The organism is Deltaproteobacteria bacterium (assembly GCA_016875395.1).
Lineage (GTDB): Bacteria > Myxococcota_A > UBA9160 > UBA9160 > UBA6930 > VGRF01.
Map to the genome: position 1 here is coordinate 83,631 of VGRF01000009.1, position 14,173 is coordinate 97,803.

A 14,173-nucleotide genomic window follows, 5' to 3' on the forward strand; every position below is an offset into this window, starting at 1 on the left:
GATCGGCGCCTTCACACTGCGCGCGTGAACACCGTCCACTGGTTCCGCGCCGATCTACGCCTCGCCGACAACACCGCGCTCTCGGAAGCCGCGGCGCGCAGCGAGCGCCTCGCCTGCTTGTTCGTGCTCGACGACGCGCTGCTCGCGAGCCCGCGCATGGGCGCGGCGCGCCTGCGCTTCCTGCGCGGCTGCCTCGAAGCGCTCGCCGCGGATCTCGCGAAGCGCGGCCATCGACTCGCGCTGCGCCGCGGCGATCCGCGCCGCGCCGTCGCCGCGTTCGCACGCGAGGTGGGCGCGCAGCGCGTGTTCTGGAATCGCGACACCACGCCGTACGCGCGCCGCCGCGACGCCGCGGTGGAGGCGTCGCTCGCGAAGGCGGGCATCAGCGCGCACGCGTGCAAGGACCGCGTCGTGTTCGAGGGCGCGGAGCTGCGCACCGGCGAAGGGCGGGGCTATCAGGTCTTCACGCCGTTCCGCAATCGCTGGCTCGCGCGCTTTCGCGAGGCCGCGCTTCCCGAGCCGAGGCCCCTGCGCCTCCCGGCGCCGCTCGCCGCGACCGAGCGCGCCGAGCTGTTAGGGGCGCTGGCGCGCTTCGACGAAGGCGTCCCGCTGCCACCCGCCGGAGAGGCCGCCGCGCGCCGCCGTCTCGCGCAGTTCTGCACTCGCGCGATCGGTGCGTACGCCGAGGCGCGCGACATCCCCGGCATCGACGGCACCTCACGCCTCTCGCATCACCTGCGCTTCGGCACGCTCTCAGCACGCGCGTGCGTGCGCGCCGCACAGGACACGGCGCTCGAGCATCCGCAGCTGCGCGGCGGCGCGATGAAGTGGCAGGACGAGCTGATCTGGCGCGAGTTCTACGCCGCCGTGCTCGAAGAACATCCCCGCGTCCTCACGCGCGCGTTTCGCCCCGAGTACGACGCCGTGCGCTGGAACGAAGACCCGAGCGGCTTCGCCGCCTGGTGCGCCGGCCGCACGGGCTATCCCATCGTCGACGCCGGCATGCGTCAGCTCGTCGCGACCGGCTGGATGCACAATCGCGCGCGCATGATCGCCGCGAGCTTCCTCACCAAGGACCTGCTCGTCGACTGGCGTCGCGGCGAGCACTTCTTCCTCCAGCACCTCGTCGACGGCGATCCCGCCAGCAACAACGGCGGCTGGCAATGGAGCGCGTCCACCGGCACCGACGCGCAGCCGTATTTCCGAATCTTCTCTCCCACCGCCCAAGGCGAACGCTTCGACCCCACCGGCGCCTTCGTCCGGCGCTGGATCCCGGAGTTGCGCGACGTGCCTGACAAGCTCGTGCACCGCCCCTGGGAGGCCCCGATGCTCGCGCCGGAGTATCCGGCGCGTGTGGTGATGCACGAGGAGAGGAGGGTGGAAGCGGTGCGGAGGTTCGAGGCGGTGAGGAAGCGAGCGTGAGTGGACGACCCGAGTCGGCTGAACGGCCCATCCGCGTCGGCATCTCCTCCTGCCTGCTCGGCAGCGAGGTGCGCTGGGACGGCGGGCACAAGCGCGAGCGCTTTCTCACCGACGTGCTCGCGCCGTTCGTCGAGTGGGTGCCGGTGTGCCCCGAGGTGGAGCTCGGGATGGGGATCCCGCGCGAGCCGGTGCACTTGTCGCGCGCCTCGGGCGAGCTGCGCATGCTCGGCACGCGCAGTGGCGAGGACTGGACGCGGCGCATGGAGGCGCTCGCCGCACAGCGCACGCGCGCGCTCGAGAGTCTCGACCTGTGCGGCTACGTGCTGAAGAAAGACTCGCCGAGCTGCGGGATGGAGCGCGTGAAGGTGCGGCTCGAAGGCGGCCACGCGAGGCGCGACGGGAGCGGCATGTTCGCCGAGGAGTTGTTACGGCGCTTTCCCACGCTGCCGGTGGAGGAGGAAGGGCGCCTCAACGATGCGCCGCTGCGCGAGAACTGGATCGAGCGCGTCTTCGCCTACCACCGCCTGCGCGCGCTCTTCGCGGAGCGCTGGACGCTGGCGCAGCTCGTGGCGTTTCACGCCGCGCACAAGCTGCAGCTGCTCGCGCACTCGCCCGAGGCGTATCGCTCGCTCGGCCGACTCGTGGCCGCGGCGAAGTCGCACGGTCGCGCCGAGCTGCGGGACGCCTACGAGCGCGGCTTCATGGACGGCCTCGCCTCGCGCGCGACCCGCGGGCGCAACGTGAACGTGATGGAGCATTGCATCGGTTATCTGCGCGATCGCGTCGAGGCGCCGGTGCGCGCATCGATCGCGCACACGATCGCCGACTATCAGGCGGGCCTCACGCCGCTGATCGTGCCCGTGACGATGCTGCGCCACTACGTGCAGCAGCTCGGGATCGAGTACCTCGCGCAGCAGACCTACCTCGACCCGCATCCGAAGGAGCTGATGCTGCGCAATCACGTGTGAGCTGCTCGCTCGGTCACTTCGCTCGCCCGCGGCTCGCTGCGCGCTTCGCTTGCTAGGCGAGCCCGAGCTCCGTGGCGCGGCTCTCGAGCCGCGCGAGCGCTTCCTTCTCGATCTGCCGCACGCGCTCGCGCGAGACTCCAAGCTCGTCCGCCAGCTCCTGCAGCGTGCGCTCCTCGCGGCCGCCCAGCCCGAAGCGCGCTTCGAGGATTTGCCGCTCGCGCGGAGGCGCTCCGTCGAGCAAGCGGTACACGCCCTCGCAGCGCGCGCGCTCCTCGACCCGCTGGTCTGCCGGGATCGCCTCGGCGTCGGCGAGGGTCTCGGCGAGCGAGCGCTCGATTTGCGCAGAGACGGGCGCATCCAGCGCGACGGCGCGGCGCGGGCTCGTCGCGGCGAGCGCGTAGCGCGCGGGGGAGACGCCGGCGGCGCGCCCTAGCTCCTCTCCGGTCGGCACCCTGCCGAGCCGCCGCGTGAGCTGCTCTTCGCGCTCGCGCAGCTTGCGCTGGTCGTTCAGCACGCCGTCGGGAAGCGAGATCAAGCTCAGCTCGCGTCGCGTACCGCGTTGCAACGCCTGCACGATCCACCAGCCTGCGTAGGTCGAGAAGCGGAAGCCGCGCGTGTCGTCGAACTTCTCGACGGCGCGCAGCAGGGCGATGTTGCCTTCTTGAATCAGATCCGCGAACGGCACGTCGCCGTGGCTGAAGTCCTTCGCGATGTGGATGACGAGGCGCAGGTTGTGCTTCGCGAAGGTTCCGCGCGCACTCAGGTAGGCCTCGCGCTGGAGCGCGGCCTCGCGCGCCCACGCGGCGGCCTCGCTGCGTGCGAGGCCGAAGCAGCGCGCCGGTGCGTCCGAAGCGAGCGCCTTGGCTTCGAGCGCTCGCGACCACTCGATCAGGAGTGGCGTGCGCGGATCGAGCTTCTCGAAGAGCGCGGCGCTGCGCTCGCGCGCGCGTTCTCGCTCGCGCGTGTTCGCGCAGCGCAGCGTGAGCGGGAGCAGCTCGCCCAGCTCTCGCGCGATGCGTGCAAGCTCCGCGGGAATCGGCGCGCCTTGCTCGTAGCGCTCCGAGAGCAGCTCGGGCACCAGCGTCTTCGCTTCTCGCTCGCGCCACGCGCAGATCAGGCGCTTCACTACGCCCGGTACGTGCGCCAGCGCGGCGCGCAGGCCCTCGCGCCCGGCGCGCATCGCACGCGCGAGCTCCACTTCCTGTCCGGCCGTGAGCACCGGCGTCGCGTGGATGTCTCGCAGGTAGTAGGCGAGCGCTTCGTCTCCGGCCCCGTGTGGCGGGAGCGCAGCCCCTCGTCGCGAGCGTCTTCCTCGCATGCGATTGCGGCTGATGGTCGGCACGGCGTTCCTCACGATGGGCGCGCGAGGTTCAATGGCTGGCGCGAAGGGTTCCTCCCGCAACGCGGCTCACCGCGTTGTGGGCGTGCAGGCTCTCCTGGTGCTCCACCACGACGGCGTGCCCGAGCACTCGTGGGTCGCTCCCCAACAGGTGGTGGATGCGGCGCGCGGCGTCTTCGCAGAACATCGGGTTCGCGCCGTTGCGCCGCGCGAACTCCTGCTCGTCCATGCGCTTCACGGCCGCCTGCACCGGTGTCTCGAGGCACGCTTCCAGGCGATCGATCAGCCCGGCGAGCGAGGGCGCGTGATCCGGCGCCACCTCGACGCGCACGTCGGCGTGGCTGCGCTGGCTGTGCGGCGTCGCGGTGATGCCGTCCGCGCTCTCGAGCCACGCGGCGATCTCGCCCGCCTCGAGGGGCGCGAGGTCGCCGAAGCGCTCGAGGAAGCGATCGCGCACGTGCTGCCGCGCGAGCGCCGCCGAGCACGGACACGTGCTCGAGTAGGTCACGCGCACGCGCAGCTCGCAGCGCACGCGACCGCGCTCGAGCGTCGCGCTCATCTCCGCGGGGTAGCTGCGCCAGCCGCGGAAGCCGCTCAGCAGGGCGGGGCGCTTCAGCAGGTACTCGAAGCGCGCGTTCACCTGCGCGCCGCGGCTGATGTCCGCGTGGGAAGCGACGAAGCCGCGCACCAGCGTTTCGAGCGTCGTGAGGGTGAGCAGTTCCTTCTCGAGAGTCTCCTGCGCGAGCAGGAACAGGCGCGACATGTGGATGCCCTTCGCGCGCGGGTCGTCGAGGCTCACGAAGGCGTCGACGCGCGCGGGCACGCGGCTCGCGACGCCGTCGGGCGTCGCGAGCCGCACCGGCAGCTCGATCTCGGTCATGCCGACGCGATCGAGGCGTCCGCCCACGGCGGCGTGGTGGTCGAGGGCGATGTCGATCAGCGCGGGGGCGGCTGCCATGGCGTTCTCTTTCGGTTGGGGGTTGCGTTTTGTCTAGATAAAAACTAGACACGTATTCATGCCCGAGCAAGCCCAATCTCGATTGATTCTGCTGACCGGCGCCACCGGCTACGTCGGCGGGCGCCTGCTGCGCGTGCTCGCCGAGCGGGGCGACCGCGTGCGCTGCTTCACGCGGCGCCCCGCGGCGCTCGCGGGGCGCGTGCCGGCGGGCGTCGAGATCGAGGGCGGCGATTGTCTCGATGCCGCCGCGGTCGAGCGCGCCTGCCGCGGAGTGAGCGTGGCCTACTACATGGTCCACTCGATGGGCCTTGGCGCGGAGTTCGAGGCGCGCGACCGCGCCGCCGCCGAGGCGTTCGCCCGCGGTGCGCGCGCCGCCGGGGTGGGGAGGATCGTCTACCTCGGCGGCCTCGCGGACGAGAGCGCGCCGCTCTCGCCCCATCTGCGCAGCCGTCTCGAAGTGGGCCGCATCCTGCGCGAGAGCGGCGTGCCATGTGTGGAGCTGCGCGCTTCGATCGTGCTCGGCTCGGGCAGCCTCTCGTTCGAGCTCGTGCGCTCGCTCGTGGAGCGGCTGCCCGTGATGGTCACGCCGCGCTGGGTCGAGACGCCGGCGCAGCCGATCGCGATCACGGACCTGCTCGAGATCCTCGTGCGCGCGCGCGACGTGGCGCCGGGCGTGTACGAGATCGGCGGCGCGGAGCGCACGAGTTATCAGGGGCTGATGCGCGAATACGCGCGCCAGCGCGGCCTCTCGCGCTGGATGCTCCGCGTGCCGGTCCTCACGCCGGGGCTCTCTGCGCTGTGGCTCGGCCTGGTGACGCCGGTTTTCGCGCGCGTGGGACGCCACCTGATCGAGAGCATCCGCACCGCCACGGTCGTGAACCGCCCGTGCCAGGAAGTGTTCGGCATCGCGCCGCGCAGCGTCTCCGAGGCGATCGCCGAGGCGCTCGCAAACGAAGACAGCGAGCACGCGGAGACGCGCTGGACGGATGCGCTCTCGTCTTCCGCGATCTCGCCCCGCCGGTTCGGTGGCGCCGACTTCGGCCGTCGGCTGATCGACGCGCGGGAGCTGTTCGTTCCGGCAGCGCCGGAGCAGGTGTTCGCTGCGGTCGAGCGCATCGGCGGTGCGGCGGGCTGGTACGCGTACGACTGGCTGTGGCGGCTGCGCGGCGCACTCGATCTGATCGCGGGCGGCGTCGGCCTGCGCCGCGGGCGCGCGCACCCCACGCGGCTGCACGTGGGCGACGTCGTCGACTGCTGGCGCGTGGAAGCGCTGGAGCCCGGTCGGCGCCTGCGCCTTCGCGCGGAGATGAAGCTGCCCGGCCGCGCTTGGCTCGATTTCGAGGTGGAGCCGGCGCCGAGCGGTGCGCGGCTGCGCCAGGTCGCGAGCTTCGACCCGCGCGGCGTCGCGGGCCTCGCGTACTGGTTCTCGATCTATCCCGCTCACGCCTTCGTGTTTCGCGACATGCTGCGCGGCGTCGCCGCGCATGCGCTCGCGAGCCGTAACTGAGGAGACGCCCATGGCCCGCTATCTCGCGACGATCGATCTGCCCCTCACGTGCGATGCCGCGTTCGACGCGCTCGCGGATTTCTCGACGACCGAGCGCTGGGATCCGAGCGTCGTGCGCGCGCGCCGCCTGACGCGCGGCGCCGTCGCCGAAGGCGCGCGCTTCGAGGTGGTGGTGCGCGTGCTCGGCGTCGAGAGCGCGCTCGAGTACGAGCTCGTCGTTGCGGAGCGCCCGCATCGCATCGTGCTGCGCGCGCAGCAAGGCGCGCTCACGTCGCTCGACGAGATCACGCTCGCACCGCGCGGCGAGGGCGTGCGCGTCACCTACGACGCGCGCATCGAGTTGTCCGGACTCGCTCGCGCGCTCGATCCGCTGCTCGATGCCTGGTTCCAGCGCAGCGGCGCGCGCTCCGTGGAGGGAATGCGGCGCGCGCTCTCGGCGCCGGCTCAGGCGCCGAGGGCGGCTTCCGCGAGGTTGCGCAGCGGAATGCGCGCACGCAGCCGGGCGCACAGCAAGAACGTCCCCGCGAACTTGCGCTGAAGGAAGAGCGTCTCGGGCGGCGGCGGCCGCCGATGACCGGCGTCGAACGCGAGCGAGAGCGCGGCGTTGCGCAGGCGTTCGGCGAGCGACGAACGTCCGAAGTCGTAGACGCCGCGCGCCGCGAACGGCTCGCAGCTCGCTTCGAGAAGGTCGACCACCGCCTCGAGCCGACGCTCGCCGTCGCCATCTGCGACGAAGCCGAGACTCGTCGCGAAGTGGCGCATGCCCTCGCGGTCGCCGCGCATCGCCGAGCGCAGCAGGAGCGCGTAGCCGTCCGCGAGGCGCTTCGAGACGGGATGCGCCGCGCCGAGATCGATCAGGCCGAGGCGCTGCGACTCCGACAGCCACAAGTAGTTCGCGAAGTTCGGATCGCTCTGCACGAAGCGCAGCGAGAACACCTCGCGCAGTAACAAGCGGTAGAGCGCCGTGCCGACGGCGTCGCGTGCGGCCTGCGGTTGTTCTGGAGCGCACAGCTCCTCGAGCGGAGCTCCGGGCAAGTACTCCATCGCAAGCACACGGCGCGTGGTGAGCTCGGGACGCGGGCGCGGCACCGCGAGCCTGGGCTCGTCCGCGAGCAGCTCCGCGTAGCGCGCGAGGTGTTTCGCTTCGAGGCGGTAGTCCGCCTCGCGGTGGAGCTGCCGCTTCGCCTCCGTGGCGAGCGCGGCGAGGTCGACGTCTCGCGGCAGCAGCTGCGACCAGCGCAGCGCGCGCACGAGCGCGTCGATGTCGCTGTCGATGCTGTCGGCCACGCCGGGAAACTGGATCTTCACGGCGAGCGCTGCGCCGTCGAGCGCCGTCGCGCGGTGAACCTGACCGATCGACGCGGCAGCCACGGGCTCGAGGTCGAACGACGCGACGCGCGTGCGCCACTCGCGTTTCCACTCTTTCTCGAGTACGCGCAGCAGCTGCGTCTCCGGCATCGCGTCGCCATCGGCGCGCAGCGCCGCGATCGCTTCCGCGAACTCGGGCGGCAGGAACTCGTCTCCTTCGAGCGAGAGCAGCTGCCCGAGCTTCATCGCCGCGCCGCGCAGGTGCGCGAGCCGCTCGGCGAGGCGCCGCCCGTTCGCCGGGGTGAGCAGTGCGCTCCACGCCGCGTTTTCGCGGCGGCCCACCAGCCGCCGCGCCTGTTCGAGCACGCCCCCGAGCGCGAGCTCGCCCGCGAGCACGCCGACGCGGCTCACGCGCTCGAGCGCGCTGCGCGGCACGCGCGAGCGCCGGCGGGGCGGAGCGGCGCTCACGCCGCGCGGTCCTCGGCGCCGCCCGCGATCGCCTTCTCCACGTAGCGCCACAGGGCTGCGCGCTCGCGCGCGCTCTCGCGCGTCCACGGCAAGAAGTGCTCGCTGCGGCGTTTGCGATCGAAGTAGAACGCGCCTTCTTCGAGCTTCTCGCGCGGCGCGGCGGCAAGCCAGACGATCGTGTCCGCACCCTCCGCGGGTGTTCGCAGCAGCGCCTCCGTCACGCGCCGGAAGCGCGGCAGCGAAGACGCGACCGCCGGCGTGTCCGCCCAGCCGGGGTGCATCGAGACGGAGCAGACGCTCGTCTTCGCGAGCTTGCGTGCCCACTGCTCCGCGAGCGCGACCTGCATGCGCTTGGTCTCCGCATACGCGAGCCCGCCGTCGTAGGCGCGCTTCGTCCACTGCGGATCGTTCAGGTCGAGCTTGCGCGTGTACATCCCGCCCGACGAAACCCAGATCAGCCGCGCGTCGTCCGAGCGCTCGAGCGCCGGCCGTAACAACTGGGTCAGCAGCTGCGGACCCGCGACGTGCGTCGCGAAGGTGAGCTCGAAGCCGTCGCGCGATTCGCCGCGCTCGTCGGGGAGCACGCCCGCGTTGTGGACGAGGATGTCGAGGCGCTGCGCCGCGAGGCGCGGCGCGACTGCGCGCACGGCGGCGAGGTCCGACACGTCGAGCACCTCGAGCGAGATCTTGCGGCTGCCCGTGCGTTCGCGGATGGCGTCGCGCGCGGCGATCCCGCGTTCCTCGTTGCGGCACGCGAGCACGACCTCCGCGCCGAGATCCGCGAGCGCGAGCGCCGTCTCGAAGCCGATGCCGGAGTTCGCGCCCGTGACTACGGCGCGCTTCCCGCTCAGGTCGCGGTCGAGGTCATCGGGATCGAAGCCGAGCGCGTGGCGCGCGAAGCCGGTGCGGTCGAACGAGAACAAGATCGTGGGATCGAGCACGCGCGAGAGCGCGTTCGCGGCACGAACCACGCGCGGCGAGGGTGAGCTTTCCTCTCGCAGCGCGGGCGCGTCGGGCGCGAGCGCGGCGAGGATGTCCTCCGTCGCTGCGTGGTCGCCCGCTTCGCGCGAAACGTGGCGCAGCGTGAGCGACCCATCCTGGCGCACTACCAGCACGCCTCCGAGCTGGAACGGGTCGCCCTGCACGGCGCCTTGCCGGTAGCCGCCGCGCAGCGCGCGCAACGCGTTCGTCGCGAGGCGCGGCGAGAGCAGCTCGCTGCGGCCGCGCCGCATGCCCGCCGCGCGATACGAGCGCAGCCCGGGGTCGACGAGCAGCACGACGTCGTCCGGCAAGCCGATGTCTTCGCGGAATGCGCGGGCAAATTCCGCGGTGCCATTGCCGATGATGGCGAGGTCGCCGCCTGCGGCGCGGATCTCGGGAAGCTTGTCGCGCAACTGCGCGACTTGTTCGCGGCAGAACATTCAACCGAAGTGGCGCACCCAGGCGATCACGACCTTGCGCTCCCGCCACAGCTCGGCGAGCGCGAGCTCGCCACCTTCTGCGCGCGCGAGCGAGAGGGCGGCGAGTCGAAGCGAAGTTCTCATGGAATCTCCTGGGTGGGCGGAAGCTCGCGGGCGCGCGCGCTCCGCGGGTCGCGTCAGCGGGGTCTTGCGCTCGACGGAGCCTGTTCCGAAGTCTCGGCGGCCGTCTCAGCGCGCGGTGAGCCGTCGAGGAAGCGCTCACGCACGAACGTGTAGGCGCCGCCGAAGGCCATGAACAGAACTCCGCAGCCCCAAGCGAAGAGGTCCGAGTCAGTCATTTCGGAGTCCTCCGAGCAGCAAGCTCCCCGCAGACAAGATCGACGGCACCCAGACGCCGACGAAGATCCCGCGATCGTGGTCACCGGTGAAGTAGAAGTAGACCGAGAGCAGGAAGGAAAGCCCTGCGGCGCCGAAGAACCACGCCTTCGTCGTAACGAGGGTCTTGTCGACGGAGACCATCTCGTCTCCCCGAGCTCGCGAATTGGCCATTGTTGTCGTCCTTTTTTGTCTCGAGCTCTCGGCCGCACGATGCGGTCGCTCCCGAGCTGTCCATATGGATAACGGAAGAACGGCTTGTTGTCTATATTTTTTATAGACAAAATTTGGGCTGCTCGACAGGCTCGGCAGGGGCCAGGGCCAGGCCAGAGGACCAAGTCGATCCCTTCACCAAGGGGGCTGGTTTGAGGCGAGCTTCGCGCCCAGTGCTTGCGCCAGACCGTCGATGGCCTGCAAACCACACGGGGCTTGCTCGGTGGCGACTGCTCGTTGCCTTTGAACGCAGAACGCGAGTCGCGCTGCGAGCTCACTCCGTGAGCATCGCGCGCAAGAACCAGGCGTTCTTCTCCAGCTCGAGCACCGCGGCGGTGAGTAGGTCCGTGGTGTCGTCGTCGCCGAGCTCGAGGGTGACCCCGCGGGCGCTGCGCAGCCCCGCCGCGTGCTGCTCGAAGCGCTCGGCGAGCAGCTTCACGTGGACGAGATCGCGGCTCGCGGTGTGCGGGTACTCGGGCAGTCGAGAGGAGCGCGCGACGCAGCGCGCGGTGCCGTGGATCTGCGCGCCGAGTGCCACTGCCCGCTCGGCGAGCGCGTCGTTGTGCGCGGCGAGCCCGAGCGCGAACTGCTCGAACAGCGGATGGAGGGCCGCGAAGTGCGGACCCTTCACGTTCCAATGCGCGACCTTCAGCTGGCCGTGCAGGTCGAGGCCGTCGAGCACGCAGGCGTGTAATGCGGCAGCGACCTGCTCGCGGTCTTTCTCGGGAAACGGGATCGGGCTCTGGTACATGACGATCTCCTCTTCGTTCGGGCGCAAGCCGTAATCAGCGTGCTTCGACGCAGGGGCGCGAGCGGCGCGCGCGCGTCGCGCTCGAAGCGCACGATCTCGCGCACGTGCTCGCGTGACCCCCGAGCTGCCGCGCGGCCTCGAACAGCGTGACGTCGTGATGCGGGCCCAATCGGTGGGCGCACGCGAGCCCCGTGATCCCTGCGCCGACGATCGCGATCTTCATCGCGTCGCCTCGCGCGGGCCCATCAGCACGTGGGATACCCACCACTCCTGGCCGTCGCGGTAGCCGAACAGCTCCGAGCAGCCGAGGAAGAAGAGCCGCCAGCGCTGCAGCCAGAGCCGTTCGTTCCCCGCGCCGTACGTCTCGCGGAGGATCGGCAACGCCTTGCGGGCGTTGCGATCGAGCTCGGCGAGCCAGGCGTCGCTGGTCTTGCGGTAGTGCGTCCCGCTCACGCGCCAGCGCCGGCGCACCGCGAGGTCGTCCTGAAACGCGAGCAGCCAGTCGTCGGAAGGCATCATGCCGCCCGTGAAGAAGTGGCGGCCCATCCAGTTGGCTTCGCCCTCGGTCTCGTACGGATACGCGGCGCTGCGGTGGGCGAAGTGGTGGACGAAGAGCAGGCCGTCGGGTGCGAGCCAGCGCGCGATGCGGGCGAGCAGGGCGCCGTGGTTGCGCACGTGCTCGAACATCTCGATCGAGACGACGCGATCGAAGCGGCCCTCCGCCTCGAAGCGGTTCACGTCTTCGGTGACGACTTCGAGATTGCGCAGGCCTTCGCGGTCGGCGCGCCGCCGGATGAACTCCGCTTGGCCCTTCGAGTTCGACACGGCGAGCACGTGGGAGCCGCGGAAGTGGCTCGCGCACCAGAGCGCGAACGAGCCCCAGCCGCAGCCGAGGTCGAGCACGCGCTGCCCGTCGCGCAGCTGCGCGCGCTCGGCCGTGAGCGCGAGCATGGCGCGCTCGGCGTCTGCGAGATCCTGCGTGGTCTCGCCCCAATGTGCACAGCTGTACTTGAGGTGAGGGCCGAGCACGAGCTCGAAGAAGGCCGCGGGAACCTCGTAGTGCTGGCGGTTCGCCGCGTCCGTCGCGAGCGCGACCGGGGAACGGCGCGCGTCCGCGAGAAACGCCTGATGGCGCTCGCTCTCGCGCTCACAGTCGGCGGCTTCGATTTCGCGCAGGCGCTCGCGGAGCAGCGAACGGATGCCCGCGCGGACGACGAAGTCCGGAAGATGCCCGCGTTCGGCGAGCGATAAACCGAGCATGTTGTGGGGTCCTCGCGGAAACCAGTTGGACGTTTGCCGCCGCCTCGGATTCTGTCAATATTAAATCTAGACAGTCTCTCGAGCCCAGAGAGGAGGCGAGATGCCCGCGAGGAACGAAGCCACCTACGCCCTCGGTGCGGTCTGCCGCATCACCGGTCTCTCGCCGCACGTCGTTCGGGTTTGGGAGCGGCGCTACGGAGCAATCGCGCCGCTGCGCACGCCGAAGGGCACGCGGCGCTACCGGCCGGCGGACGTGGAGCGCCTTCAGCTGCTGCGCGCGGGCGTCGAGGCGGGCCACCGCATCGGCTCGCTCGTGAGCCTCGACGACCCGACGCTGGCCGCGCTCGCACGGGCGAGCGCCGCGACCCCCGCGCAGCCCGCAGAGCCGCTCGCGCGCGCCATCGCGGCGATCGAGGCCCTTGACGCTGGCCTCGCCGAGCGAGTCATCGCGGATCAGCTGCTCTCGCTCGGTCCGGTTCGCTTCGCGCGCGAGTTCGCGCTGCCGCTGCTCGGCGCAGTCGGCACACGCTGGTTCGAGGGCAAGCTGTGCGTCGCGGCCGAGCACATGGCGTCAGCCCAGCTGCGCTCGCTGTTGGGTGCGGCGCTGCGCCCGGCCCCGCGTGCGGCCGGCGCGCCACTCGTACTCTTCGCGACGCTGCCGAGTGAGCGTCACGAGCTGGGACTCCTGATCTCGGCGCTCGTCGCGATGGGCGAGGGTGCGAGCCCGTTGTATCTCGGAGTAGAGCTGCCGCCGACCGAGCTGGCGAAGGCGGCCGAGCTTGCGAGCGCGAGCGCGCTCGTCCTCGCCGTGACGCACGCGAGCAAGGCGACGGGGCGTGATCTCGCGGAGACGAGGTCCGCGATTCCACGCGCGACCGAGATCTGGCTCGGTGGCGCGGCCGCATCGAATCTCGAGCTGCCGCCAGGGGTGACGCTGCTCGCGACCCTCGAAGATCTCGAGCGGCAGGTACGCCGCCTCCACGAGCCACGCGCAGTTCGTGTCGTCCGCAAGGGCGCGCGCTCCGCCAAGGCCACGCGCAGCAAGCCCCCCCTGCGCGGCTAGTCGGCCGCGATGGCCGCGCCGCAGAGGCGGATCCAAACGAGGGTCGCGCTCACCACGCGCGTGTTTCGAGTCCCGTCCGCCACAAAGACGACCGACTTCGAGCGCCGAGCGTGGCGCCCGAGCCGCAGCACAGTGCCTTGGGCGAAGTTGCGGCGCATGTTGTGCCCCGGCGCGGTGCGCGATCACCGAGCCATCTCACTCGCTGCGGAGAACGCGATGCAGTTCATGCTCCAGTACCCCGACTTCCATGGCGCGGGCGGCGACATGCTCGATGCGGGCAGCGTCGCCGAGATCGCAGTCGCCGCGGAGCGCGCGGGCTTCGGCGGCCTCGCGTTCACCGAGCATCCTGCGCCGGGTGCGCGGTGGCTCGCGGCTGGCGGGCACCAGGCTCTCGATCCGTTCGTCGCGCTCGGCGGCGCCGCCACGGTGACGACGCGCATTCGGCTCCTCACGTACCTGACGGTCGTCCCGTACCGAAACCCGCTGCTCCTCGCGAAGTCCGCGGCGACCGTCGATCGCCTCTCGAATGGGCGCTTCATCTTGGGCGCCGGCGCTGGCTACTTGAAGGGCGAGTTCGCCGCGCTCGGCGCCGACTTCGATGAGCGCAACGCCAGCTTCGACGAAGCGCTCGACATCCTGCCGCTCTCGTGGCGCGGCGAACCCTTCAGTTATCAGGGCAAGCGCTTCAGCGCGCGCGACGTGCAGGTGTTGCCGAAGCCCGCGCAGCAGCCGATTCCGATCTGGCTCGGCGGCAACTCGAAGGCGACGCTGCGCCGCGTCGCCGAGCGCTGCCAAGGCTGGATGCCGCTCGTCGGCCCCGCAGAGCTGTTCAAGACCGCGCGCACCGCTAACGCCGGATCGCACGGCGACATCGCGGCCACGATGCATGCGTTGCGAGGGGCCGCGGCGCAGCGCGGCGCCACGCTCGATCTGGCGCTCCCGTACAGCGTGGCCGATGTCGCGAAGTCTCTCGCCGATGGGGACCGCCACCGCGAAGCCTTCGCGCACCTCGCCGAGATCGGCGCGACCTGGCTGATCGTCACGCTCCGCTCGGCGCCGCGCGAAGCCGTGCTCGACTTCATCGCCGCGTTCGGCGAGACGCATCTCGGCCGCTGAGCGC

General features: G+C 71.2%; 15 protein-coding genes. 6 read left to right on the plus strand and 9 right to left on the minus strand.

Annotation, left to right across the window (positions count from 1 at the left end; translation table 11 throughout):
• The first annotated feature begins 24 nt into the window (after positions 1 to 24).
• Together FJ091_09390 and FJ091_09395 are read left to right on the plus strand one after the other, a co-directional pair.
• Positions 25 to 1,422, plus strand: a complete 1,398-nt coding sequence (locus FJ091_09390) for a deoxyribodipyrimidine photo-lyase (GenBank protein MBM4383568.1) — start codon at positions 25 to 27, stop codon at positions 1,420 to 1,422.
• On the plus strand, positions 1,419 to 2,390 hold the full coding sequence (locus FJ091_09395; GenBank protein MBM4383569.1) for a DUF1722 domain-containing protein: 972 nt from the start codon (positions 1,419 to 1,421) through the stop codon (positions 2,388 to 2,390). The genes FJ091_09390 and FJ091_09395 overlap by 4 nt, the downstream gene beginning before the upstream one ends.
• Positions 2,391 to 2,442: 52 nt before the next feature.
• On the opposite strand, the gene FJ091_09400 is transcribed toward FJ091_09395, so the two are convergent.
• The gene (locus FJ091_09400) at positions 2,443 to 3,708 is read right to left on the minus strand and encodes a sigma-70 family RNA polymerase sigma factor (GenBank protein MBM4383570.1); all 1,266 of its coding nucleotides are present in this window, start codon (positions 3,706 to 3,708) and stop codon (positions 2,443 to 2,445) included.
• A 52-nt stretch (positions 3,709 to 3,760) separates the two neighbouring features.
• Positions 3,761 to 4,687 (minus strand): GTP cyclohydrolase I FolE2, encoded by a 927-nt coding sequence (locus tag FJ091_09405; protein ID MBM4383571.1) that lies wholly within the window; start codon positions 4,685 to 4,687, stop codon positions 3,761 to 3,763.
• Positions 4,688 to 4,745: 58 nt separating this feature from the next.
• Between FJ091_09405 and FJ091_09410 the strand changes: the two genes are divergently transcribed.
• Positions 4,746 to 6,194: an SDR family oxidoreductase gene (locus FJ091_09410; protein ID MBM4383572.1), complete on the plus strand. Its 1,449-nt coding sequence runs from the start codon at positions 4,746 to 4,748 to the stop codon at positions 6,192 to 6,194.
• Positions 6,195 to 6,204: 10 nt separating this feature from the next.
• Positions 6,205 to 6,732, plus strand: a complete 528-nt coding sequence (locus FJ091_09415; protein MBM4383573.1) for an SRPBCC family protein — start codon at positions 6,205 to 6,207, stop codon at positions 6,730 to 6,732.
• Here the strand turns inward: FJ091_09415 and FJ091_09420 are convergent.
• The 7 genes from FJ091_09420 to FJ091_09450 form a co-directional block, all read right to left on the minus strand.
• Positions 6,639 to 7,970, minus strand: coding sequence for an AarF/ABC1/UbiB kinase family protein (locus FJ091_09420; GenBank protein ID MBM4383574.1), 1,332 nt, complete (start codon positions 7,968 to 7,970; stop codon positions 6,639 to 6,641). The genes FJ091_09415 and FJ091_09420 overlap by 94 nt on opposite strands.
• Entirely contained in the window at positions 7,967 to 9,364 is a 1,398-nt protein-coding gene (locus tag FJ091_09425) for an SDR family NAD(P)-dependent oxidoreductase (GenBank protein MBM4383575.1), read from the minus strand. Before FJ091_09425 ends, FJ091_09420 begins: the two co-directional genes overlap by 4 nt.
• A gap of 203 nt (positions 9,365 to 9,567) precedes the next feature.
• Positions 9,568 to 9,729, minus strand: coding sequence for a hypothetical protein (locus FJ091_09430; GenBank protein ID MBM4383576.1), 162 nt, complete (start codon positions 9,727 to 9,729; stop codon positions 9,568 to 9,570).
• Positions 9,722 to 9,910: a hypothetical protein gene (locus tag FJ091_09435; GenBank protein MBM4383577.1), complete on the minus strand. Its 189-nt coding sequence runs from the start codon at positions 9,908 to 9,910 to the stop codon at positions 9,722 to 9,724. The genes FJ091_09430 and FJ091_09435 overlap by 8 nt, the downstream gene beginning before the upstream one ends.
• Positions 9,911 to 10,253: 343 nt before the next feature.
• Positions 10,254 to 10,730 carry a DNA starvation/stationary phase protection protein Dps gene (gene dps / locus FJ091_09440; protein MBM4383578.1) on the minus strand — a complete coding sequence of 159 codons (477 nt, stop codon included), beginning with the start codon at positions 10,728 to 10,730 and terminating at the stop codon, positions 10,254 to 10,256.
• A 34-nt stretch (positions 10,731 to 10,764) separates the two neighbouring features.
• Positions 10,765 to 10,953, minus strand: coding sequence for an FAD-dependent oxidoreductase (locus tag FJ091_09445; GenBank protein ID MBM4383579.1), 189 nt, complete (start codon positions 10,951 to 10,953; stop codon positions 10,765 to 10,767).
• Positions 10,950 to 11,990, minus strand: coding sequence for a class I SAM-dependent methyltransferase (locus tag FJ091_09450; GenBank protein MBM4383580.1), 1,041 nt, complete (start codon positions 11,988 to 11,990; stop codon positions 10,950 to 10,952). Before FJ091_09450 ends, FJ091_09445 begins: the two co-directional genes overlap by 4 nt.
• A gap of 100 nt (positions 11,991 to 12,090) precedes the next feature.
• Here FJ091_09450 and FJ091_09455 point away from each other — a divergent pair, with 100 nt between their 5' ends.
• Positions 12,091 to 13,053 carry a MerR family transcriptional regulator gene (locus FJ091_09455; GenBank protein ID MBM4383581.1) on the plus strand — a complete coding sequence of 321 codons (963 nt, stop codon included), beginning with the start codon at positions 12,091 to 12,093 and terminating at the stop codon, positions 13,051 to 13,053.
• Positions 13,054 to 13,269: 216 nt separating this feature from the next.
• Positions 13,270 to 14,169, plus strand: coding sequence for an LLM class F420-dependent oxidoreductase (locus FJ091_09460; protein ID MBM4383582.1), 900 nt, complete (start codon positions 13,270 to 13,272; stop codon positions 14,167 to 14,169).
• Positions 14,170 to 14,173: the final 4 nt, after the last annotated feature.

Excerpts from the sequence above, each read along its gene's own strand:
- FJ091_09400 (MBM4383570.1), bottom strand. The coding sequence starts at position 3,708 with ATGCGAGGAAGACGCTCGCGACGAGGGGCTGCGCTCCCGCCACACGGG.
- FJ091_09405 (MBM4383571.1), bottom strand. The coding sequence starts at position 4,687 with ATGGCAGCCGCCCCCGCGCTGATCGACATCGCCCTCGACCACCACGCC.
- FJ091_09410 (MBM4383572.1), top strand. The coding sequence starts at position 4,746 with ATGCCCGAGCAAGCCCAATCTCGATTGATTCTGCTGACCGGCGCCACC.
- FJ091_09415 (MBM4383573.1), top strand. The coding sequence starts at position 6,205 with ATGGCCCGCTATCTCGCGACGATCGATCTGCCCCTCACGTGCGATGCC.
- FJ091_09430 (MBM4383576.1), bottom strand. The coding sequence starts at position 9,729 with ATGACTGACTCGGACCTCTTCGCTTGGGGCTGCGGAGTTCTGTTCATG.
- FJ091_09435 (MBM4383577.1), bottom strand. The coding sequence starts at position 9,910 with ATGGTCTCCGTCGACAAGACCCTCGTTACGACGAAGGCGTGGTTCTTC.
- dps (MBM4383578.1), bottom strand. The coding sequence starts at position 10,730 with ATGTACCAGAGCCCGATCCCGTTTCCCGAGAAAGACCGCGAGCAGGTC.
- FJ091_09445 (MBM4383579.1), bottom strand. The coding sequence starts at position 10,953 with ATGAAGATCGCGATCGTCGGCGCAGGGATCACGGGGCTCGCGTGCGCC.
- FJ091_09450 (MBM4383580.1), bottom strand. The coding sequence starts at position 11,990 with ATGCTCGGTTTATCGCTCGCCGAACGCGGGCATCTTCCGGACTTCGTC.
- FJ091_09455 (MBM4383581.1), top strand. The coding sequence starts at position 12,091 with ATGCCCGCGAGGAACGAAGCCACCTACGCCCTCGGTGCGGTCTGCCGC.
- FJ091_09460 (MBM4383582.1), top strand. The coding sequence starts at position 13,270 with ATGCAGTTCATGCTCCAGTACCCCGACTTCCATGGCGCGGGCGGCGAC.